This window comes from Nocardiopsis listeri NBRC 13360, from assembly GCF_001570765.1.
Classification (GTDB): Bacteria; Actinomycetota; Actinomycetes; order Streptosporangiales; family Streptosporangiaceae; genus Nocardiopsis; species Nocardiopsis listeri.
Window position 1 is genome coordinate 1 of the sequence record NZ_BCSH01000012.1, and the last position, 22,318, is coordinate 22,318.

Annotated in this window: 19 protein-coding genes, 1 other RNA gene and 1 pseudogene; 7 read left to right on the forward strand and 14 right to left on the reverse strand. The window is 70.0% G+C overall.

Features of this window, described 5'->3' with window-relative positions:
- A pseudogene (locus NLI01S_RS05125) lies at nucleotides 1-686 on the forward strand (hypothetical protein); the annotation flags it as partial.
- Between the two features lie 349 nt (nucleotides 687-1,035).
- A complete protein-coding gene (locus NLI01S_RS05130; RefSeq protein WP_067599993.1) occupies nucleotides 1,036-3,378 on the forward strand; it encodes a SulP family inorganic anion transporter in 2,343 nt (780 codons plus the stop codon).
- On the opposite strand, the gene NLI01S_RS25950 is transcribed toward NLI01S_RS05130, so the two are convergent.
- The 6 genes from NLI01S_RS25950 to NLI01S_RS25615 all read right to left on the reverse strand — a co-directional run bounded on the left by NLI01S_RS25950 (nucleotide 3,330) and on the right by NLI01S_RS25615 (nucleotide 6,805).
- Nucleotides 3,330-3,473, reverse strand: a complete 144-nt coding sequence (locus NLI01S_RS25950) for a hypothetical protein (RefSeq protein WP_190318368.1) — start codon at nucleotides 3,471-3,473, stop codon at nucleotides 3,330-3,332. The two genes, NLI01S_RS05130 and NLI01S_RS25950, sit on opposite strands and share 49 nt — an antisense overlap.
- 391 nt (nucleotides 3,474-3,864) lie before the next feature.
- Nucleotides 3,865-4,250: RNase P RNA component class A (gene rnpB / locus NLI01S_RS05135), an RNA gene on the reverse strand.
- 10 nt (nucleotides 4,251-4,260) lie between these two features.
- Complete coding sequence (locus NLI01S_RS05140) at nucleotides 4,261-4,908, reverse strand: histidine phosphatase family protein (RefSeq protein WP_067599995.1); 648 nt, start codon at nucleotides 4,906-4,908, stop codon at nucleotides 4,261-4,263.
- Complete coding sequence (locus NLI01S_RS05145) at nucleotides 4,905-5,666, reverse strand: zinc ribbon domain-containing protein (protein ID WP_067599997.1); 762 nt, start codon at nucleotides 5,664-5,666, stop codon at nucleotides 4,905-4,907. Before NLI01S_RS05145 ends, NLI01S_RS05140 begins: the two co-directional genes overlap by 4 nt.
- An 84-nt stretch (nucleotides 5,667-5,750) precedes the next feature.
- Nucleotides 5,751-6,623: a Nif3-like dinuclear metal center hexameric protein gene (locus NLI01S_RS05150; RefSeq protein WP_067599998.1), complete on the reverse strand. Its 873-nt coding sequence runs from the start codon at nucleotides 6,621-6,623 to the stop codon at nucleotides 5,751-5,753.
- A 41-nt stretch (nucleotides 6,624-6,664) separates the two neighbouring features.
- The gene (locus NLI01S_RS25615; RefSeq protein WP_157090962.1) at nucleotides 6,665-6,805 is read right to left on the reverse strand and encodes a hypothetical protein; all 141 of its coding nucleotides are present in this window, start codon (nucleotides 6,803-6,805) and stop codon (nucleotides 6,665-6,667) included.
- Nucleotides 6,806-6,882: 77 nt separating this feature from the next.
- Between NLI01S_RS25615 and NLI01S_RS05155 the strand changes: the two genes are divergently transcribed.
- Nucleotides 6,883-7,704 carry an alpha/beta fold hydrolase gene (locus tag NLI01S_RS05155; protein ID WP_067600000.1) on the forward strand — a complete coding sequence of 274 codons (822 nt, stop codon included), beginning with the start codon at nucleotides 6,883-6,885 and terminating at the stop codon, nucleotides 7,702-7,704.
- Between the two features lie 67 nt (nucleotides 7,705-7,771).
- Nucleotides 7,772-8,635 carry a deoxyribonuclease IV gene (locus NLI01S_RS05160; RefSeq protein ID WP_067600003.1) on the forward strand — a complete coding sequence of 288 codons (864 nt, stop codon included), beginning with the start codon at nucleotides 7,772-7,774 and terminating at the stop codon, nucleotides 8,633-8,635.
- A gap of 62 nt (nucleotides 8,636-8,697) precedes the next feature.
- On the opposite strand, the gene NLI01S_RS05165 is transcribed toward NLI01S_RS05160, so the two are convergent.
- Nucleotides 8,698-9,978 carry an MFS transporter gene (locus NLI01S_RS05165; protein ID WP_067600006.1) on the reverse strand — a complete coding sequence of 427 codons (1,281 nt, stop codon included), beginning with the start codon at nucleotides 9,976-9,978 and terminating at the stop codon, nucleotides 8,698-8,700.
- A 39-nt stretch (nucleotides 9,979-10,017) separates the two neighbouring features.
- On the reverse strand, nucleotides 10,018-10,656 hold the full coding sequence (locus tag NLI01S_RS05170; protein WP_067600025.1) for a winged helix-turn-helix domain-containing protein: 639 nt from the start codon (nucleotides 10,654-10,656) through the stop codon (nucleotides 10,018-10,020).
- A gap of 195 nt (nucleotides 10,657-10,851) precedes the next feature.
- On the opposite strand from NLI01S_RS05170, the gene NLI01S_RS05175 reads away from it, so the two are divergent.
- The gene (locus NLI01S_RS05175) at nucleotides 10,852-11,208 is read left to right on the forward strand and encodes a hypothetical protein (protein WP_067600009.1); all 357 of its coding nucleotides are present in this window, start codon (nucleotides 10,852-10,854) and stop codon (nucleotides 11,206-11,208) included.
- 149 nt (nucleotides 11,209-11,357) lie between these two features.
- The gene (locus NLI01S_RS05180) at nucleotides 11,358-13,751 is read left to right on the forward strand and encodes a Tex family protein (protein ID WP_190318369.1); all 2,394 of its coding nucleotides are present in this window, start codon (nucleotides 11,358-11,360) and stop codon (nucleotides 13,749-13,751) included.
- Nucleotides 13,752-13,837: 86 nt separating this feature from the next.
- On the opposite strand, the gene NLI01S_RS05185 is transcribed toward NLI01S_RS05180, so the two are convergent.
- From NLI01S_RS05185 to NLI01S_RS05210, 6 genes are all read right to left on the reverse strand, one after another.
- Nucleotides 13,838-14,521 (reverse strand): lytic polysaccharide monooxygenase auxiliary activity family 9 protein, encoded by a 684-nt coding sequence (locus NLI01S_RS05185; RefSeq protein WP_084392325.1) that lies wholly within the window; start codon nucleotides 14,519-14,521, stop codon nucleotides 13,838-13,840.
- Between the two features lie 108 nt (nucleotides 14,522-14,629).
- Nucleotides 14,630-16,681 (reverse strand): xanthine dehydrogenase family protein molybdopterin-binding subunit, encoded by a 2,052-nt coding sequence (locus tag NLI01S_RS05190; RefSeq protein ID WP_067600035.1) that lies wholly within the window; start codon nucleotides 16,679-16,681, stop codon nucleotides 14,630-14,632.
- Nucleotides 16,682-16,755: 74 nt separating this feature from the next.
- Nucleotides 16,756-17,745 carry an FAD binding domain-containing protein gene (locus tag NLI01S_RS05195; protein WP_067600012.1) on the reverse strand — a complete coding sequence of 330 codons (990 nt, stop codon included), beginning with the start codon at nucleotides 17,743-17,745 and terminating at the stop codon, nucleotides 16,756-16,758.
- Complete coding sequence (locus NLI01S_RS05200) at nucleotides 17,742-18,245, reverse strand: 2Fe-2S iron-sulfur cluster-binding protein (protein WP_067600015.1); 504 nt, start codon at nucleotides 18,243-18,245, stop codon at nucleotides 17,742-17,744. The genes NLI01S_RS05195 and NLI01S_RS05200 overlap by 4 nt, the downstream gene beginning before the upstream one ends.
- 124 nt (nucleotides 18,246-18,369) lie before the next feature.
- Complete coding sequence (locus NLI01S_RS05205) at nucleotides 18,370-19,134, reverse strand: GTP pyrophosphokinase (protein ID WP_067600017.1); 765 nt, start codon at nucleotides 19,132-19,134, stop codon at nucleotides 18,370-18,372.
- A gap of 75 nt (nucleotides 19,135-19,209) precedes the next feature.
- A complete protein-coding gene (locus tag NLI01S_RS05210; RefSeq protein ID WP_067600019.1) occupies nucleotides 19,210-20,706 on the reverse strand; it encodes a carboxylesterase/lipase family protein in 1,497 nt (498 codons plus the stop codon).
- A gap of 313 nt (nucleotides 20,707-21,019) precedes the next feature.
- On the opposite strand from NLI01S_RS05210, the gene NLI01S_RS05215 reads away from it, so the two are divergent.
- Complete coding sequence (locus NLI01S_RS05215) at nucleotides 21,020-21,979, forward strand: quinone oxidoreductase family protein (protein ID WP_067600022.1); 960 nt, start codon at nucleotides 21,020-21,022, stop codon at nucleotides 21,977-21,979.
- The last annotated feature ends 339 nt before the right edge of the window (nucleotides 21,980-22,318 follow it).

A 22,318-nucleotide genomic window follows, 5' to 3' on the forward strand; every position in this document is an offset into this window, starting at 1 on the left:
GATCGGGCCACCAAGGCGGACCGACCAGCCAGGGTGATCCCGGCCGATTCGACACTCCCGGCGCGTCGGGAGCCCTGGGCGTACCCGGTGGACCAGGGGTTCCAGGTGGGCCGATGGCACCGGGCGGGCCCTCCATGCCCGGGGCCCTGGGCACGGGCTACTCAGGCAACGCCCCCCTGTGGGACTCCCCGGAGGGGTCCGGCTACGGGGGGCCCGGTCGGCCCACGCAGATGCCGGGTGGGCCCGGTGAGCAGGGCTGGCCGGGTCGATCCGACCCGTATCCGACCGGCGGATACCCCACCGACCCCGGGTACGGCACCTACCAGAGCGGCCAGTTCAGCGGCCTGCCCTACAGCGAGCAGCAGCCGCAACAGACCGATCGGTTCGGACGGCCGTTGGGCCAGGGTGGGTCCCCACCGGGTCTCGGCGGCCAGGGCGGACCGGGTGGGCCCGGCGTTCCCGGCGGTCAGGGCGGTTACTCGGACATGCTGGGCGGGGGCTTCCCGCCCTCGGACTACGGCTACCCGCAGGCGGACGACCGGCACCCTGAGGGCGGACCCGGCGCGGGCCCGCAATACGGGGGTCCCGCCCCGCGTCCGGGACAGGGGATCTACGACGAGGAGCCCCGCTCCGGTTACGGCCAGGACTACTACGAGGGCGGTTACGAGGACGGGCGTTTCCGGTGACCGTACAGCCGGGTCCGGTGTCGCGCGACCGAGCGTGACATCGACCCGGCCCCGCGGGAACGACGTCGGATTCATCGCTTCATCCCACCGAGGTGGCGGAAACCCCGCCACCTCGGTTTTCTTATGTCCCGTTCGTTTCCCCTGACACTCCGAGCGAAGAGAACGGTTACCAGAACCGCACTGATTCGTCACTCGGTGTCATGAATATTGACTACAATAAGTGATTGAACATGCACTCATCGGGGTGCCCCCGTTGTCAGGCGCACCACCGCACGGCCCCGTCGACGGACACCCCCGTCCACGTGCGCCCCCGCGCGCACCCGCCCGGTTCGACCCGAACGGAGCAACCATGCGCAACGACGCCCAGGGAGCACTACCCGGGCGGCGAGGAGTCACCTCCCCGCCGCCACAAACCCATCCGGACCGCAAGGGCCTCGCCGCAGACGTCGGCGCCTCCCTCGTGGTCTTCCTGGTCGCCGTCCCCTTGTCCCTGGGGATCGCCGTCGCCTCCGGCGCGCCCCTCATCGCGGGCATCATCGCCGCCGTCGTGGGCGGCGTCGTCGCCGGCCTGGTCGGCGGTTCGGTGGTCCAGGTCAGCGGCCCCGCCGCCGGACTCACCATCATCGTCGCCGACCTGATCCTGACCTACGGCTGGCGGGTCACCTGCCTGATCACGCTGTTGGCGGGCCTGGTCCAGCTGGCCCTGGGCGCGTTCCGCATCGCGCGCGCCGCCCTGGCCGTCTCCCCCGCCGTCGTCCACGGCATGCTCGCCGGGGTGGGCGTGACCATCGCCCTGGCCCAACTCCACGTGGTCCTCGGCGGCGCACCCCAAAGCTCCGCCCTGGCCAACATCGCCGACCTACCGCGACAGGTCGCGCAGAACCACACCGCGGCGGTCCTGGTCGGGGTCGTCACCATCGCCATCATGTTCGGTTGGAACCGGCTGCCCGCCATCGCCGGGGTCCGGCCGGGCGTGATCCCGGCCGCTCTGGTCGCCGTAGGCACCGCCACCGTCATCGCGACCCTGGGACGTTGGGAGGTCGAGACCGTCACATTGCCCGCCTCCCTGGCCGAGGCGTGGAACGGACCCGCCCTGCCCGAGCCCGGCCAGTGGCACGGAATCGCCCTGGCGGTGGCGGCCGTGGCCATGGTCGCCAGTGTCGAATCACTCCTGGCCGCCATCGCCGTGGACCGCCTGCACAGTGGCCGCCGTGTCCGACTCAACCGCGAACTGTGCGGCCAGGGCGCCGCCAACACCGTCAGCGGCGTCCTCGGTGGGCTGCCCGTCGCGGGGGTGATCGTGCGCAGCACCGCCAACGTGCGCGCCGGGGCCCGAAGCCCGCTCTCCACGATCCTGCACGGGGTGTGGATCCTGCTGTTCGTGGCGTTCTTCGCGCACGTGGTCGAACTGATCCCGATGGCGGCGCTGGCCGCGCTGTTGGTGTTCATCGGCACACAGATGGTGTCCCTGGCGCACCTGCGCGACCTACGCCGTCACCACGAGGCCGCCGTCTACCTGGTCACCCTGTCCACCGTGGTGTTCCTGGGGCTGTTGGAAGGGGTGTGCATCGGGTTCGCGCTCGCCATGATCATGTCCCTGCGACGACTGACCAGGCTCACCGTGACCACCGAGGAACACGACGGCCGCGCGCACGTCACGGTGGACGGCTCACTCACGTTCCTGGGGGTGCCCCGTCTCACACACGTGCTGCGCACCATCCCGGCGGGAACCCGCGTGGACCTGGACCTGCACGTGGACTTCATGGACCACGCCGCCTTCGAGGCCATCCACGCCTGGCGGGTGGACCACGAACGCACCGGTGGGAGCGTGGACATCGACGAGGTGCACGAGCAGTGGTACGCGCGCAGCTCCGACCGTTCCGCTCCGGCCGCCAAGACCGTGCCCAAGGGCCGCTGGTGGGCGCCCTGGGACATGCGCGACCGTGCCCACCGGACCGAGGAGGAGGCCCACCCGCTCGGTCTGCTCACCGCCGGAGCCCGGGAGTACCACGCGAGCACCGCCGACCGTATGCGTTCGGTGATGAGCCGACTGGAACACGGCCACCGTCCCACCGCGCTGTTCATCACCTGCGCCGACGCCCGAGTGGTGCCCAACCTGATCACCGCCAGCGGCCCCGGCGACCTGTACACGGTGCGCAACGTGGGCAACCTGGTACCCGCCCCCGACGACCCCGACGGTTCCGTGGGCGCCGCGATCGAGTACGCCGTCAACGTGTTGCGGGTGCCCTCCATCGTGGTGTGCGGTCACTCTCGCTGCGGGGCCATGCAGGCACTCCTGGACCGGACCCACCGGAAGCCCGAGGAAGCGGAGACCACGTACATCCGCCGCTGGTTGGCCAGGGGCGACGCGAGCCTGCACCGGGCCCACGCCGAACACACCGAGCTCACCGCGCTGCCCACCGCCGAGGCACTACGTCGCCTGGCCCGGGCCAACGTGGTCGAGCAGCTCGCCAACCTCGAGAAGCACCCGACGGTCCGCGAGAAACTGGAGACGGGTGAACTGACCCTTTCGGGCATGTACTACGACCTGGAGTCGGCGAGGGTGCACCTGTTGGACCCCGTGACCGGCGACTTCGCCCCGGTCCAGAGCGTCCGGGGCGGGTCCGGGCCGGTTCCGCCGCCTCAGCCGGCGGAATCGTCGTCCGGAGCGTCGTCACGCCCGTCCTGCTGAACGCCTGATGCCTGGTACATGGCGAGCAGGATGATCGCCACGATCGCCAGGATCGGTAGGCCGAAGAGGACCACCCAGACGGCGGTGGAGTCCAACGAGAGTCACCCATTCCCATGAACGCGGATGCCCGTCGGCCCGACCCCATCGGGCCCGCGGGCGTTCGTGCCCCGGGGACCGGAGCGCATGGGTCAATCTACCGGTGACATAGGGGTTCGGACCATCACCACGAAGCGGTATCCCCGTATCCCCGGTATATCCGGCCCCACGCCGATACGCTCCGCGAAAGGGTCACCAAAGATCACCGATGCGGGAGATGGAAACGAAGTACCAGGTCGCGGACACCGACGCCGTATCGACGGAGTCGCGGTCCACCGGGGTGGTCATGGGAGGGCCCGTCCGGCGGGACGACCGAGCCCACGCCCTCGCACCGAAGAGCCCTCACACCCAAGCGAAATTCGGAGTATTCGCAGGTCAGACGCTAAGAGAGGAGGGAGTCGGCCGGTAAGCCGGATTCTGTCGGGTCCTGACGGACCGGACGGTCATCCATCTGGGGTCGCCGTTACCGACGACCTCGGTGCGGTCTACCCGCGGACTCGGGCGGGCCGCCCTCGAACATCCGCGCGAGAACCCGAGGGTTCTCTTTTTGACCTTGCTCCGGGTGGGGTTTACCTAGCCGTCCGGATCACTCCGGCCGCTGGTGGTCTCTTACACCACCGTTTCACCCTTACCACCGCGAGCGGTGGCGGTCTGCTTTCTGTGGCACTGTCCCGCGGGTCACCCCGGGTCGGTGTTACCGACCACCCTGCCCTGTGGAGTCCGGACTTTCCTCGAACCCGCGTCGAACGCGGATCCGCGACCGTCTGGCCGACTCCCCTCCGAGGGTCAGTCTAGCCCCTTCAAGTGGGCGATGTCGTTGAGGGAGCGCACCACCTGGGGACCGTCCGCGTAACAATCCACCTCCGTCAGGCACGCCGTGTCCAAGTGCATGCGGTACAGCGCCTCGATGGGGGCGAGCATCGCCTGCTGGACGGTGATCTTGATCGGGGTGACGTGACTGACCAACAGCACCCGACGACCCCGGTGGCGTTCCAGCAGGGCATCGCGGGCCCTCACGACGCGATCGGCCACCTGGGCGAAGCTCTCTCCCCCGGGCGGCCCCGTCTCGGGGTCGGACAGCCAACGGTCGACGTGCTCGGCGTCGCGTTCGCGCGCCTCGGCGAAGGTCAGGCCCTCCCAGACCCCGAAGTCGGTCTCCACGAACCCCTCGTCCAACTCCACCGGGAGTCCCAGCAGGTCGGCCGCGTACCCGGCGGTCAGCCGGGTACGCGCCAGCGGCGAGGCGACGATCACGTCGACACCGATCTCGGCCACACGGCGCGCGGCCGCCTCGGCCTGGGCATGGCCCGCCTCCGTGAGGGGGACGTCGCCGCGTCCGGCGAAGCGCCGTTCGACGGACAGCGGTGTCCGCCCGTGCCGGAGCAGGAGCAGCCGGGTCGGCTCGGCGTCGGGCGCGCCTCGAACACGGCTCATTCGGCGGCGGGCGCGTTCAGTCCCGATTCCTCGGTGCGCACCAGGATGCGCCTGCACTCCTCACAGCGAACGACCTCGTCGGCCGCCGCGGCCCGGATCTCGTTGAGTTCCATGGTGCTCAGCGCCAGCTTGCAACCGTTACAACGGCCATAGCGCAGCGGAGCGACGGCCACACCGTCGTACTGGCCACGCAGCTTGTCGTAGAACTTCAGCAGGTCATCGGGGATCTCGCCCGCCACCCGTTCACGGTCCTGGGTGATACGGGTGCGATCCCACTGGATCTCCGCGGCGGCGGTGTCGCGGCGGGCGGTGACCTCGGTGACCTCGGCCACCGCGGCCTCACGCTCCTCGCCCAGGCGAGCGACGTCGGCGCTGATCGTCTCGGCCTCCTCCATGACCCCCAGGACGATCTCCTCCAGTTCGGACTGGCGACGCCCCAACGATTCGATCTCCGATTGCAGGTTCTGCAGGTCCTTGGCGTTGGTGATCGCACCCGACTCCAAACGCTCGGCGTTACGATCGGCGCGGGCGCGCACCTGCTCGACGTCGCTCTCGGCCTTGCGCTGATGGCGTTGGATGTCGGAGGCCTTGGTCTGGGCCGTCATCAGATCGGCTTCCAGGGCGTCGGCCCGCTGCTTGAGCTCGGCCGCCTCGACGATCTCGGGCAGGTTGTGGAGGCGGTGCTCCAGACGCCGGAGCTCGGAGTCCAGGGCCTGAAGGTCGAGGAGTCTGGCCTGCGCGGCGGGTTCGGCTTTCACTTGGGGTCTCCTGAGGATCGCGGTGGGGAGGCCTACAAGGGCCGCCCGCGCTCTGTGCAGTTGTGGTCGTCGGTACTGCGGGTTCTACACGTGTTGGAAGGTCTGTGACCAGGCGTCCGTCACGGTGGTCGACACGTGGATCTCCACGTTAGCCCCATTCGGGCCGACCGAACGCCCGAGCACGTCGCCCAGGTGGCTCGCACCGTCGGCCAACCACGGCCATTCACTGGCGAAGTGCGCGGTGTCGATCAGGGCGGGGGCACCGGGCCGTTCGACGAACTCCGAGGCCGGGTGGTGGCGCAGGTCGGAGGTGACGTAGACGTCCACCTCGGCGGCGCGGGCCGCGTCCAGCAGGGAATCCCCGGCACCGCCGGAGACGGCCACGGTCCTGATCTGGCGGTCCGGGTCCCCGGCGACCCGGATGCCGGCGGCGGTGGCCGGCAACCCTTGGGCGACCTGGTCGGCGAAGTCGCGCAGCAGGAGCGGGGCGGGCAGTTCACCGACGCGCCCGATACCGCGCCGCCCCTCGGGGTCGGTGGTGTCGGGATCCAGCGGACGCAACTGTCCGGTGAGCCCGACGGCACGTGCCAGGGCGTCGGAGACCCCCGGTGATGCGGTGTCGGCGTTGGTGTGGGCGGTGTACAGGGCCACGCCCGAACGGATGAGCCTGTGCACGATCCGACCCTTGGGGGTGTTCGCGGCCACGCTGGTGACCCCGCGCAGCATCAGCGGGTGGTGCGTGATGATCAGGTCGGCGCCCCGGGTGAGGGCCTCGTCGACGACGGCGTCCACCGGGTCGACCGCGAACAGGATCTTCTCCACCGGTTGTTCCGGGTCTCCGCAGACCAGACCGACCGCGTCCCAGGAGGCGGCCCACGATGGCGGGTAGACCTCCTCGAAGGCGGTGACGACGTCGAAAAGGGTGGCCGGATGCGTGGTAGAGGTGCTCACGGGCACGAGACTAACGCTCCGTGGCACCGCGCACGTACTCGAACGCCTCATCGGCCGAGCCGGGCACCCAGAGCCCGCAGTCGGTCGGTGACTACGGTGTCGGCGCTGAGCGGTGCCCGACAACGCCCGTCGTCCGGCGGGGTGAGGGAACCGGGCAGGGACCCGTACACGCGACGGCGAGAGGCCACAGGGCGTGCTCCCTGTTTGCCGCCGAAGAGGGCGCCGCCTAGAGTGCGGGCATCGGCGAGCGGGAGGCGGGAACCACATGCGGGACGGCACGGTCGAACTCCACGGACGTCAGGTCGCCTACACCGACATCGGCGACCCCGACGGCACCCCCGCCCTGTTCTTCCACGGTGCCCCGATGAGTCGCCGGAACCTGGGCGACCAGCACACCGAGTTCGCATCGGCCGGTCTGCGGGTGCTCACACCGGACCGACCCGGCTACGGCGGTTCGGCCCCCGCACCGGGGCGCACCCTCACCGACTGGGCCGACGACATGGCCGCCTTCGCCGACGCCCTCGGCCTGGACCGGTTCCTGGTGGCCGCGCACTCCTCCGGCGGCCCCTACGGCGTGGTCACCGCCGCCCTGCTGCCCGACCGGGTGCACGGCACGGTCGTCCTGGGCGGGGTCACCGACTTCGCCTGGGCGCCGGCCTGGGAGGGCTACTCACCGGACGAGTGCGCCATGATGCGGCTGCCCGACGAGGAGGCCGCCCTGGAATGGGGCGAGCGCAACCTCGGCGATAGCCCCTCCGAGTGGCCCGAACCGGACCGGAAGCTGTTCGCCACCCGACACCTCCCGCACCTGGCCGCCTCGGCCAAGGAGGCCTTCGCCCAAGGGGTCGGCGGCTACACCCAGGACGCCTGGGTCCAGGGCCGCCCCTGGACCTTCGATCCCTCGGCCGTCGCCTCTTCGTTCCTGGTGGCCCACGGAGACCAGGACACCGTGGTGCCCCTGGCACACGCCACGCACACCGCCATGCTCGTACCCGGGACCGAACTGCGCATGCTGCCCGACCACGGCCACGTCACCGTGCTGTGGGAACTCCCCGGGATGCTCACCGAACTGCGCGAACGCCGCTGAGGACCGTCTCCGGTGTGAGCGGCCGCACGGCCCATCGGCCCACCGCCCGACCTAAGGTGGTTCGACGATGAACAACACCGAACAAAGACCTCAGTCCCCGATCGGCGCGCACGTTCCGGTCGCGGGCGGCATGGCCACCAAGGGCCTGGCCTACGCGGAGAAGATCGGCGCCGAGACCGTCCAGGTGTTCGTGTCCAACCCCCGCGGGTGGGCCACCAACGACGGCGACCCGACGCAGGACGCGATGATGCGCGAGCGCGCCGACCTGCCCGTGTTCGTGCACGCCCCCTACCTGATCAACCCCGGCACCCCCAGTGAGGAGACCGCCGCCAAGTCCATCGTCTCGATGGAACACGCGCTGCGGCGAAGCGCGCGGATCGGCGCGTTGGGTGCGGTCATGCACACCGGTTCGGCCGTCTCGGGCACCCGTGAGGACGGACTGACCCGTGCCCGCGAGCGCCTGCTGCCGATGCTGGAGCGACTGGGCGAGGACGTTCCCCCGCTGCTGTTGGAGCCCATGGCCGGTCAGGGCCAGGTGCTGTGCGCAACCGTCGACGACCTGGTCCCCTACTTCGAGGCCCTGGAGTGGCACCCCAACGTGGGTGTGTGCCTGGACACCGCGCACCTGTTCGCCGCCGGTCACGACATCTCCACGGTGGAGGGCATGCGCGAGGCGCTGGACCGCTTCGGCGAGGTGGTGGGCGCCGACCGGCTCAAGCTCATCCACTGCAACGACTCCAAGGCGCCGTGCGCAAGCAACAAGGACCGGCACGAGAACATCGGCAAGGGCCACATCGGCGCCGAGCCGTTCGCCGAGCTGTTCCGCCACCCGGTGACCGCCGGGGTTCCCATCACCCTGGAGACCCCCGGCCCGGAGGGGCCGCACGCCGAGGACGTGACCACCCTCAAGAAACTGCGCGAGCAGGCCTGAGGCCACGCGCTTCCCAGGGCCCGTCGGGTCGTCCCCGAGCCGGCGGGCCGGGCCCGCCTCCTTCACCCCTCCTGGCCCCCTTCGGACAGTGCCAGGTCGACCCGGCGGGCCGTCTCCGCGATGACCTTCCCGGCGAGGAACACGGTGAGGGCCATGATCACCCCACCGACCAGGAACGGCAGCGCGAGGTCGACGCGTCCGAGCGTCCCGCCCAGCAGCGCGCCGATCGGGGTGACGCCCCAACCGATCATCCTGCTCACCCCGGCGACCCGCCCGCGCACATGATCGGGGACCACGGTCTGGTGGTAGGGACTGGCCGCGATGTTGGAGGCCACGACGCAAAAGCCGAGCCCCACGAGGAAGGCGAATGCCGTGTAGGGGCCAGGGACCAGGGCCACACCGACCGAACAGGCCGCCACCGCCAGGTAGCCGCCGAAAACGACCGTGCGTCGCCCCCGGCGAAGGATCAGCCGGTCGGTCACCAGGGTGGCGAGGACACCGCCGATCGCGGACGACAAGGTGAAGACCCCGAAGAGCACGGCGGGGACGCCGAGCCCCTGCTGCGCGTAGAGCACCAGCACGGCGCCGCCCATGTTCACGCCGATCATCATCCCCGCGTTGCAGAACATGTTGCCGCGCAGGATCCTGTCACCGAAGACCTGCCGGAACCCTTCCCCGGTCGAGCGCCAAAATCCCTTGGGCCCGGCGTGTGCGTCCGCTTCATCCGCCGGAGCGGAGCGGCGCCACACCATCGGAACGGCGCACAGCAGCACCACGCACAGGGCGTAGGAACCGGCGATGCCCAGCAGGGGCGCCGCCGCTCCGGCGGCGAACAGGAACCCGGCCACCGACCGCCCCAGGCAGTCCTGGGCGACCAACCGGCCCCCCTCCACCCGGCTGTTGGCACGGTCCAGCAGACGTTTCGGCACCAGTGGGACCACCGCGATGCGGCTCGCCGGGTCGGTGACGGTCTCGCAGGCGATGACCGCGAAGATCGCCGCGTACAGCACCTGGATCGTCAGGTTCCCGGTCGCCAGGGCCAGCAGCAGGGCGACCATGACCAGGGTGGCGAGCGTGTTGGACACGACCATGGCGCGCATGCGGTGCACTCGGTCGATGAGCGCCCCCGACAGCGGGGCCAGCAGCAGCCAGGGCAGGAACCGCGCGGCGGTCAGCCCGGAGATGAGCAGCGGGTCACGGGTGAGGGAGACGGCGATCAACGGCAGCGCCACGACGAGCATGCCGTCGGCCAGGTTGGTGAACACGCCGGCGCCCCAGAAGCGGTGGAAGTCGGCGCCCAGTCGTTCGGGGCGGGTGTTCTCTGTGGTGGGTGCTGCGGTCATGGTGCGACTCCTGATGGGGGATGGGGTTCTCAGGTGGCACTACCGCTCGTCGGGTTCGGTGTCCTTCTCGACGAGGTCGGGGAACAGGTCTGTCTGCAACTCCACCGCTTCGGTGTCGGGGTGGCTCTGGGCGGTACGCCCCCGGAAACGGCCGGTCCGGGCGCGGATGAAGTCCTGGAGCTCATCGGCGAACTCCTCGGCCTCCTCAGGGGTCATCCGCGCGTGGGACACCGAGTCTTGTGCGGCCCGCCGCCAGCGGCGGACCTTCGGGTCGTCGGGTCGTTCCTCGACCAGGGCCCGCCAGCGGTCGAGCCGTTCCCCGCGTCCGCCGTAGTAGCGGTCCAGGACGATCTCGGCGGCCTCGCGGGTTGCCGGGTCGCGCCGGAGCTCGGTTCCGCTGAGACGCCAGCCACCCGAGCGGACCCGCCACCATCGGTCCCGTTTGCCCGTGTGGCCGGGGTCGGCCTCCACGAACCCGAACCGGGCCAGTTGGCGCAGGTGGTAGCTGGTGGAGCCACTGCTCTCCCCCAGGCGCTCGCCCAGGATGGTGGCGGTGGCCGGGCCATGGAGCTGCAACTGGTCCAGGATGCGGGCGCGCAGCGGGTGGGCCAGACCGCGCAGGGCCTCGGCTCCCACGTCCAAGGGGCGGGACTCGGTGGATTCTGGTTCCTCGCTCATACCGGAACCGTAACCCAAAGGGATCTTTGCAAAAATACCTTTGCAGAATTTTCTTTGGGAACTTCGGGAAACCGCTCCCCCGAAGTGGGAACCACTTCCTCGTCAGCCACCGTCGTATGGGTGACAATGGGAGCGAGCGCACGTCGAGCGCGAGCCGAGGCGCAAGGGTTTCAAGACGAAGGAGCGTGTCACCGCATGGATCCGGTTTCCATGGTCATCGGAGTGGCCATCGCGGTCGGTGGATACCTCGCGGGCCGGTTCACCACCAAGCGGCAGATCACTCGACAGCTCCACCCCCACCACCCGGACCCCCGCGCACTCCAAGGAGGCCAGGGTCGACCCGCGAACCCCCAGCCCATCTGCGGCTGCGGCCACAACCTCGTCTTCCACGACCAGGAGACCAAGCGCTGCCTGACCCAGGTCGTCATCCCCGGTCGCTGGACGGGACAGGCCGACTCCACCTACCGCCAGTGCATGTGCCAGGGCTACCGCGGACCCACACCCGTCGACGAGTACTACGCCCCCGACTTCCTCGAAGGCAACGGTTCCTGACCCGGGCCGGGACCGACCACCTCCACGGATGCGGGAACCTGGGAGTGACGGACCGACGACGTGCCGGGATGACAACACCCGCGCGCGCCGCGAGAATGTCCGCGCACCGAACAGCCGAAGAGTGGACGTTGACCAACGTGACGACCCCTGTGACACCCACGATCGACCAGCGCATCGCCGAGGAACTCGGCGTTGGCACGCACCAGGTCCGCGCCACCGTCGAGCTCCTCGACGGCGGATCGACCGTGCCCTTCATCGCCCGGTACCGCAAGGAGGTGACCGGCGCGCTGGACGACGCCCAACTGCGCGAACTCGAGGAACGTCTGCGTTACCTACGTGAACTGGGTGAACGTCGAACCGCGATCCTGGAGTCGATCCGCTCCCAGGGCAAGTTGGACGACGAGCTGGAGGCCCGTATCCAAGCGGCGGACTCCAAGGCCCGTCTGGAGGACATCTACCTCCCCTACAAGCCCAAGCGCCGCACCAAGGCACAGATCGCCCGCGAGGCCGGTCTCGAACCCCTGGCCGACGGGCTGTTCGACGACCCCGCCCAGGATCCGCAGGAGGTCGCGGCCTCCTACGTGGACGCCGACAAGGGCGTGGCCGACACCAAGGCCGCTTTGGACGGCGCCCGCTCCATCCTTGTGGAGCGCTTCGCCGAGGACGCCGACCTCACCGGTCACCTGCGCGAACGCCTCTGGGAGAAGGGCCGGTTGGGCTCGACCGTCCGTGAGGGCAAGGAAGAGGCCGGCGCCAAGTTCGCCGACTACTTCGACTTCTCCGCACCCCTCACCGCGCTGCCCTCCCACCGTGTGCTGGCCATGTACCGGGGGGAGAAGGAGGAGATCCTCACCCTCGATCTGGACCCGGAGGAGACCCCCGACGCGGGCCCCGACGGCACCGTGCCGCGCAGCGGCTACGAGAACGCCATCGCCTCCCACTTCGACATCGTCGACCGAGGTCGCCCGGCCGACCGGTGGCTACAGGACACCGTGCGCTGGGCCTGGCGCACCCGCATCCTGGTCCGGCTGGACATCGACGTGCGCATGCGCCTGTGGCAGCAGGCCGAGGACGACGGCGTGAACGTCTTCGCCGCCAACCTGCGGGACCTACTACTGGCTGCCCCGGCCGGAACCCGTTCCACGCTGGGCCTGGACCCGGGCCTGCGCACCGGCGTGAAGGTCGCCGTCACCGACTCCACCGGCAAGGTCGTGGCCACCGACACGATCTTCCCGCACGCCCCGCGCCGTGACTGGGACGGCTCCATCGACCGCCTGGCCAAACTGTGCGCCGCGTTCGAGGTGGAACTGGTGGCGATCGGCAACGGCACCGCCTCCCGGGAGACCGACAAGCTCGCCGCCGACCTCATCAAGCTCCACCCCGACCTGAAGCTCACCAAGGTGATGGTCTCCGAGGCAGGCGCGTCGGTCTACTCGGCCTCGGCCTACGCCTCCGAGGAACTGCCCGACCTGGACGTGTCGCTGCGCGGCGCCGCCTCCATCGCCCGCCGACTACAGGACCCCTTGGCCGAGCTGGTCAAGATCGACCCCAAGTCCATCGGCGTGGGCCAGTACCAGCACGACCTGGCCGAGGCCAAGCTGTCGCGTTCGCTGGACGCGGTGGTCGAGGACTGCGTGAACGGTGTGGGCGTGGACGTCAACACCGCCTCGGTGCCGCTGCTGACCCGGGTGTCCGGGGTGACCTCCACCCTGGCCCGCAACATCGTCGCCCACCGTGACGCCAACGGCCCCTTCCGCAGCCGAGAGGCGCTGCGTTCGGTGTCGCGCCTGGGCCCCAAGGCCTTCGAGCAGTGCGCGGGCTTCCTCCGGGTTCGGGGCGGCGACGACCCGCTGGACGCCTCCGCGGTCCATCCCGAGGCCTACCCGGTGGTGCGGCGCATGCTGGACTCGACCGGCGGCGACCTGTCCACGCTGATCGGGAACAAGAAGGCGCTCGCAAGCATCCGCCCCGAGGACTTCGTCGATGACAAGTTCGGCCTGCCGACCGTCACCGACATCCTCAGCGAGCTGGACAAGCCGGGCCGCGACCCTCGTCCGGCCTTCGCCACCGCCACCTTCAAGGAGGGTGTGGAGAAGCTGGGCGACCTCGAACAGGGCATGATCCTGGAGGGCGTGGTCACCAACGTGGCCGCCTTCGGCGCGTTCGTGGACGTGGGCGTGCACCAGGACGGACTGGTGCACGTGTCGGCGCTGTCCGACAAGTTCGTGCAGGACCCGCGCGACATCGTCAAGCCCGGTGACATCGTCAAGGTCAAGGTGCAGGACGTGGACATCCCGCGCAAACGCATCTCGCTGACCATGCGCCTGGACGACGAGGCGCCGCAGGGAGGTGGCCGCGGCGACCATGGTGAGCGCGACGGACGCGGCGGCGAGCGTCGTCGCGGCAACGGCAACGGCGGTGGCAAGGGACGTGGCGACAAGCGGGGCGGCAACGGCGGCGACCGGCGAGGCGGACGCGACAGCGCTCCGGCCCCCTCGGGCGCCATGGCCGACGCCCTGCGCCGTGCCGGCCTGGGCAAGTAGCCAATAGCGAGCAACACCACGTGTCGGGCGACGGAGCCGGGAGGTGCGTCCTCTCCGACCCCGTCGCCCGAATCGGCTCCGGCCGATCAGCCGAAGTCCACGTCGCTACAGAAGTAGTAACTCTGGTCCATGTGCGAGGCCTGCCAAATCGTGTAGACGATGTGCTCGCCGGTGCGACCCGCCACGCTCACGTCGATCTCGATGTCCATCACGGGTGGATAGGACCCGGTCTCCTCGACCAGTTCCAGGTCGTCCCAGCCCAGTTCCTGCGTGGTCGGATCGAAGCCCTCCTCGGTGACGTAGACCTGGAAGTAGTCGGCACCGTGCTGGGCGCCGTCGTGCAGGTGGAGGGAGAAGTCCTCACCCACCGGAGTGGTCCGCCACTCCCCCACGGTGTCCATGGCGTCGTACCTGCCGCTCCAGGTCTGTCCACCGCTGCACAACGTGCCGTCGGGGATGGCGCCCCGGTGGTCGCCGGCCACACCTTCGCGGTACAGACCGTTCCAGTTCCACATGGCGTCGGGGTCGGCCTGCCACGCTTGCCGGCACATGGGGTCTTCCTGCTCCATGTCCGGGTTCAGGTGGTCGTCGCCCCAACGCTCGAAGCAACCGTAGGCCCGGGCGGCGGGGTCGACGATGGAGCCGTGCGCCGAGGCCGGGACGGCACCGAGGCCGACACCGAGCAGGGTCACCGCGCCCAGGACCGCGGTCCTGGTCAGGGTACGGCGCAGATCGGGGGTGGTAGTGGGGGTCGCGGGGTCGGTGTTCATCTTTACTCGCGTCCTTCGGCTTTCCGGCCGAGAGCGCTCCCAAGCGCAGTATTGCCCTACGCCACCGACCCCAAACCTCGGCTTCCGGAGTGGCCACGGCCGCGACGCTCACACCAGGAACCGGTCCGGGGTCAACGGCAGCTCACGCACCCGGGTGCCCGTCGCGTGGAAGGCGGCGTTGGCCACCGCCGCCGCACTACCGACGATCCCGATCTCGCCGACCCCCGCGGCGCCCAGGGCGTTCACGTGCGGATCCGATTCCTCCAGCCACTCCGCCTCCACCCGGCCCACGTCCGCGTTCACGGGCACGTGGTACTCGGCCAGGTCGCCATTGACCACATGGCCGAACCGAGGATCCACCACACCATGCTCGTGCAGGGCCATCGACATCCCCATCACCATGCCGCCCACGAACTGCGACCGCGCGGTCCTCGGGTTGATGATCCGCCCCACGGAGAAGACCCCCAACATCCGTGGCACGCGCACCTCACCGGTGTCCGCGTCGACCCGAACCTCGGCGAAGTGGGCGCCGAACGAATGCAACGCGTACCTCTCCCGATCCGGATTCTGCGGCGTGCCGGCCCGCGACCGCGCCCCGACGGACGGATCGTTCCCGTGCTCCTCGCGAAAGGCACGAGCCGCCGCCACCAGGGCCGAACCCCACGAGGAGATCCCCGACGAACCACCCGCCACACTGGCCGAGGGCAGGTCCGTGTCCCCGATCCGCAACCGCACACGCCCGGTGTCGCACCCCAGGGCGTCGGCGGCGATCTGGGTGAGGGCCGTCCAGGTTCCGGTTCCCAGGTCGGCGGCCCCGATGGAGACGGTGTAGTGCCCGTCCGATTCGTGGACGATCTCGGCCTCCGATCCCGGCATGATCAGTCTCGGATAGGTGGCGACGGCCATCCCGGTGCCCACCCATCGGTCGCCGTCCCGGTGCGCCCGGGGTTCGGGGTCCCGATCCCCCCAGCCGAACCGCTCCGCGCCTCGACGCAGGCACTCCAGCAGGTTCCGTCCCGACCAGGGCAGTCCGGTCTCGGGATCCCGCTCCGGTTCGTTGCGCACCCGCAACTCGATGGGGTCCAGACCACAGGCGTAGGAGAGCTCGTCCATCGCCGTCTCCAACGCGAACATCCCCGGTGCCTCCCCGGGCGCACGCATCCAGAACGGGATGGGCGCGTCCAGGGGAATCAACCGATGCGACGTTCGACGAGCGGGTGACGCGTACATCATCCGCGAGCAAGAACCGCTCATCTCCGCGTACTCCTTGGCCCGGGAGGTCGTCTCCACCACGTCGTGGACGAGCACACCGAGCCGGCCCTCCGCCGAGGCACCCAACCGGATCCGGTGCCGCGTGTCCGGTCGGTACCCCACCAACGAGAACATGTGCCGTCGTGTCAGCGCGAACTTCACCGGTCGCCCGGGCAGGGCACGCGCGGCCAACGCCGCCACGACGTTGTGCGCGTGGGCCGACCCCTTGGAACCGAACCCGCCGCCCACGTGCGGGGAGATCACCCGCACACGCTCGGGTGCGAGCCCGAAGACCTCCGCCACGGTCCCGCGAACCACGTGCACGCCCTGTGTGGAGTCGTACAACGTGAGCCGATCGGGGCCCTCCTCCCACAGCGCGATCGTGGTGTGCGGTTCCATCGGGTTGTTGTACTCGCGCGGTGTCCGGTAGCTCCGATCGATCCGCACCATGGCCTCGGTCAGGGCGCCCTCCACGTCGCCCTGTTCGGTGTCGGCCTCCACCCCTGTGTCTTCCGCGCTCGGTCGGTAGGTCTCCCGGCCGGGCGCGGACGGATCCACCTGGTGGTCGTGGACCTCGTAGTCCACGACCAACAGATCGGCCGCCCGACGCGCGGTCTCGGGACCGTCGGCGACCACGGCGGCGACGAACTGGCCGCGGAAGTACACCTCACCGTCCTGCAGAACGGTGAACTCGCGGTCGTCGGTCCGGGCCAGGCGCGGAGCGTTCCACGGGGTCAGGACCGCCCGCACCCCCTCGACCGCCTCGGCCCGCGCAGTGTCCATCGAACGTACTCGGCCCCGGGCCACGGTCGAGAGCACCGGGTGCAGGTACAGGGCGCCATCGAAGGAATGCTCATAGGCGTAGGGGGCGGTGCCGGTCACCTTGGCCCGTCCCTCCAACCGTTCCATCGGGGCACCGATGGCCCCGGCCCTCGTGCCCACCGTCTGCGGACCGTCGTTCCCGATTCCCGTCGTCTCGCCGCTCACCCGTTCACCTCCGTCAAAGAACGCAGCACCGCCGCGCACGTGTTGATCGCCAACGGCACCTTGAAGGCGTTGTCCCGGCCGGTACGAGCCTCGGCGAACTCGGCCTCGGCCGCCACCCGGAAGGCCGTCTCGGTCACCGGTCGGCCCCGCAGCACCTCCTCGGCCCGCCGGGCCCGCCATGGGGCGTGGGCCACGCCACCGAAGGCGATCCGCGTGTCCGCGATCTGTCCGCCCCGCACGCTCACGAGCGCGGCCACCGAGACCAGCGCGAACGCGTAGGAGGCCCGTTCACGTACCTTGCGGTAGGTCGACCTGGCCCCTTCCTGTGGCGCGGGCAGGTCCACCGCGGTGATGAGTTCGCCGTGTTCGAGAACTGTGTCGCGCTCGGGTTCGGCCCCCGGTAGACGGTGGAAGTCGGCCAGCGGCACCCGGCGTTCGCCCGACGGGCCCAGCACGCGCACCTCCGCGTCCAGGGCCAGCATCGCCACCGCCATGTCGGAGGGGTGGGTGGCCACACACCGTTCCGAGGCACCCAGGACGGCGTTGTCGCGCCCATGCCCCTCCAAGGCCGAGCATCCACTGCCCGGTTCACGTTTGTTGCAGGGGGTCGTGACGTCCTGGAAGTAGACGCAGCGGGTGCGCTGGAGCAGGTTCCCGCCGGTCGTGGCCATGTTGCGCAGTTGCCCCGAGGCCCCGGCCAACAGGGCCGAGGAGAGCAACGGGTATCGACGGCGGACCAACGGATGGGCGGCCAGCTCGCTATTGGTCGTCCCGGCACCGATCCGGACCCCGCCCCCGGGCAGCTCCTCGACGGCGTCATCGACCACCTCGCGCACGTCCACCAGTGCGGTGGGCGAGGCGATCCCCAGCTTCATGTGGTCGACCAGGTTGGTGCCCCCGGCCAGGAAGGTCGCGCCGGGGTCGCCCGCGACGGCCTCGACCGCCTCGGCCGCGTCGCCGGGGCGGGAGTAGACGAACGGGATCATCGAAGGACCTCCCCGATCGCGCCGACGATGCCCGGATAGGCACCGCAACGGCAGATGTTGCCGCTCATGCGCTCCCGGATCTCGGCTTCGTCCATCTCCACGGGAGCTTCCAGGTCCTCGGTGACGTGGCTGGGCCACTCCCGCTCGGCCTCGGCCAGCATGCCCACCGCCGAACAGATCTGCCCCGGTGTGCAGTAGCCGCACTGGAAACCGTCGTGGTCCAGGAACGCACGAGCGACCGGATGGAGCTCGTCTCCCCGCCCGAGCCCCGCGGCCGTGGTCACCTCCGCGCCGTCGTGGGCGACGGCCAGGGCCAGGCAGGCCAGGACCCGCCGCCCCGCCAGGAGGACGGTACAGGCCCCGCATTGGCCGTGGTCGCAGCCCTTCTTCGGCGAGTACACCCCCAGACCGTCACGCAGCGCGTCCAGCAGTGTGGTCCGGGTGTCGACGGTGAGCTCGTGGCGCTCACCGTCCACCTTCAGAGTGATCGTGGTGTCCAAGGCCGGTTCCTCCCGAGAGCGGACGGGTCCCGTCCTCCACGGGTTACCGGGCGGAGCACCGGCCAAACGGTCGGAACGCGTCGAGTCTTCAGGTTTTACCGGCTCTTGCCGGGCGGGTCGGGGGTCAGTCGGTACGGCGCGCGTTGACCCTCTCGGCCAGGGCGTCCAGCAACTCGTCGGCGATCGGGATCCTGCGCAGCTCCTCCGGCCCCGGCAGCGGTACCTGGGCGCGGTCACCCAGTTCACGCACCTCGCTGTGCAACCGCTCCATCGTCTCGTCCAACCGATTCGCGGTCTCGGCCGCCGTCCGCAACTCGTCCAACAGCTCCTGGGGCACCGACTTGGCGTACTTGTAGTAGATCTTGTGCTCCAGGCTCGCCCAGAAGTCCATCGCGATGGTACGGATCTGGATCTCCACCGGGACCTCGATGGTCCGGTCCGACATCCGGACCGGGGTACGCACCAACAGGTGCAGACTCCGGTAGCCGTTGACCTTGGGGGAGCAGACGTAGTCCCGTTCCTCCATGACCTGGATGTCCTCGTGCCCGGACAGCATGTCCCGGATCGCGTAGGTGTCGGAGACGAAACTGCACGTCACCCGGATCCCGGCGATGTCCAGGACCTCCTTGGCGATGCTCTCCAGATCCAGCGGTACGCCACGCCGACGCGCCTTCTCCAGGATGCTGGCCGGTGATTTGAGCCGGGAGTCCACGTGTTCGATCGGATTGTGGTCGTTGGTGTAACGGAACTCCTCGTTGAGGATGTTCACCTTCGCCATCAGGGTGTCGATGGCGAACTTGTAGGACAGCAGGAAGCGCGTGACGTCCTCACGCGCCTCCGACAACGCGTCCGATACCTCTTCCACGACAACAGTCCCCTCGGACACCATGGATCCCCTGATCGCATGTCGTACATCGGTGCCATGGACAGCGCCGCAGCCACCGGGGCCGGTGTCGACGGACACCTAGCGCGGCGCGAAGTCCACCTTCGACCACAGCCCTCGGAGCGGGGAGTCGTCGCCCTCCCGCACGGAGTCGGTCACGTTCCACACCCGCACCACGGTGCTCTCCGGTCGCACCGCGGACCATCCCGGATCACCGGTGGCGGCGAAGTCACGCCAGGCCGCGACCATCCGCGCCGACAACGCCCGCAGCCCCTCGTCGGGCTCTCCGTCGCACAGGAAGACCGCCAGGTCACTGTCAAGGTTACCGAAGGCGAAGGGCAGGTCGAAAGCGTGGCAGGCTCCCAGCCTGCCCTCCATCGTGCGGCTCTGGGCGGCGAAACGGAAGAAGTGGGCACGGCCCCCGGCCTGGGCCTGCGCCTCGGCCACACGCACCGAGTACTCACAGAACATCGCGTCGCCACGAATCTCGTTGAACAGTCCCCGCAGCGAGGCATCAGGGTACACCGAGCGGTAGACGCCCACTGCGTCCTCGCCCAACCCCAGGCGGGCGGCGGTGGCCGCCAAGGCCTCCTCACCGTCGATCTCCACCGACTGGCCGAGCTCGGTGAACAGACGGTACTCCTCGGTGTTGTGGCCGACGAGCAGGTCGACGTCGGTTGCGTCGCCGCGGGCGATGGCCACCAGTGGCTCCTCGGGGAGTTCAGGGCCACCCACCACCGGCGCGTAGCAGGTGAACGCCTTGGTGCGCACTCCCCCGCTCGACGTGCCGCTGCCGGACAGGACCACGTCGGTGGCCGCCAGGATCTCCTCCGGGGCCAGCGCGGCCAACGCCTCGGCCTCCAACGGCACCCCGGCGGCCTTGGCCACCGATTCCGACACCCGCCGGGCGGTGTCGACGGTGATCGTGTCACCGGGGACGCTGTGGGCGATGGCGCGCCGGAACAGACCGTGGGCGTCGGGCATGGCCATGAGGCCGACGACGGAACCAGCGCCGGCGGACTCGCCCGCGATGGTGACGTTGTCGGGGTCACCGCCGAACGCCGCGATGTTGTCGCGCACCCAGCGCAGGGCCGCGGCCTGGTCGAGCAGTCCCCGGTTGTCGGGACGCCCGGGCACGTGCCCGAAGCCCTCGAAGCCCAACCGGTAGTTGACGCTCACCACCACCGTTCCCTCGGCGGCCAGATGGGAGCCCTCGTAGGTGCCCTCGGCTCCGGATCCGACGATGTAGGCGCCGCCGTGGATCCACACCAGGACCGGGGCCGGGGAATCGGACGAGGCCACGGTCCACACGTTCAGGACCAGGCAGTCCAGCGAGGTGTCGGGGTTCCAATGCGCGGCGCCGATGAGCTGCCTGCCCTGGGGCGGGGGCGGACCGAACCCCGAACCGTCACGCACCCCGTCCCAGGGGGGAGCCGGTGCGGGGGCGGCGAAGCGGTGCTCCCCGAAGGGCGCGGCGGCGTAGGGGATGCCGCGGTAGACCGTGACCCCTTCGGCCCGGGTCGAGGGTGTACCGCGAACGGGGCCGTTCACGGTCGTCACGATCTGTTCGGCGTCCACGTGGGGCCTCCTCGGGGTTCACGGCGTCCACCCCACCTAACAACGTTAGGTTTATCCGCGCAAGCCCCGAACCATCCCGACCCACTTCACCAGGCGGGACGCAAGGGCCGGATCCGCCTCGGACGACTCCCGGGCCGACGCGACCGGCCACCCCCACAGAAGATCGATCCGGCCCCCGGTTCCGCGCCACCGACACCCACGGCGGACCGGGAGGGGCCCGGCGGGGCACCCACCCCCATCACCCTCTCCATGTCATACCATCTGGTCGTCATACCATCTGGTCGGTATGCCTCTCCGACGGAAGGACCCGCCCATGCGCGCCATCCAGATCACCGAGTTCGGCGGACCCGAGGTCCTCATCCCCACCGAGCTGCCCGACCCCGAGCCCGGCCCGGGACGACTCCTCGTGAACGTCACCCGCAGCGGCGTGAACTTCGCCGACACACATCAGGCCGAGAACAGCTATCTGGCGCCTTCCACCCTGCCGATGGTCCCCGGCGCCGAGATCGCCGGACGCACCGCCGACGGCCGCCGCGTCGTGGGCCTGCTCAACGGGGGCGGCGGCTACGCCGAGAAGGCCGTGGCCGATCCGAACACGACCTACGAGATCCCCGAGGACGTCTCCGACGAAGCCGCGCTCGCGCTCATCGTCCAAGGCGCCACCGCCTGGGTCCTGCTGCGCAAGAGCGTGCGCATGGAACCCGGAGAATCGGTGGTGGTACACGCCGCCGGAGGAGGCGTGGGCACTCTCGCGGTGCAGCTGGCCGCGCACTTGGGCGCAGGCCGGGTGATCGCGGTGGCCGGCAGCGAGGACAAGCGCGCACTGGCCCTGGAACTGGGCGCCGACGCCGTGGTGGACTCCGCCGCCTCCGACATGACCGCCGCACTGATCGAGGCCAACGAGGGCCGCCGCGTGGACGTCGTACTCGACATGGTGGGCGGGCGCGTCACCGACGAGAGCGTGCGCGCCCTGGCACCGTTCGGGCGCCTGGCGTTCTACGGCATGGCCTCCCGGGAGGCGCCCAAGCCGATCCAGCCCTCCAACCTCATGCGCTTCTCCACCACGGTCGCCGGCATGTGGCTGCCGCACGCCTGGATGCTTCCCGGCGACGTGGTCGGCACCGCCATGCGAGAGCTGTTCGCCCTGGTCATCGAGGGGAAACTACGTCCGATCCAGGGCCAGAGCTATCCGCTGTCGGAGGCCCGTCGTGCCCATGAGGACCTTCGCTCACGGGCCACCATCGGCAAGCTGACCCTGGACACCTCCGCCTGAGTTCGAGCTCTCACCCCGTGTCCACGTCGGGGCCGGTGGTTCGCGGCCTCGACGTGGGACGTGGACACGCGCGTCCGGGACTGTTCGGGCCGACTCTTCTGGGATTCTGGAGATCAGAGCGTTCGTGAATCAATTACATCGGCCATGCATCACCTTGACGACGTAGATCCCCTTTGGGTTCTCGGCCGACCACTACGCCGACTACGGTCTCGTCCGTGGCTCTCTAAGGTCGTGAGTCTTGGGGTTGGTGGGTGGGGTGGGGGTGGGGGTGGGTTGGTGGGGCGCCTGAGGTCGAGAATCCGCCGGTGGCCTGGCGGGGTGGGGGTGGGTTCGTGGGGC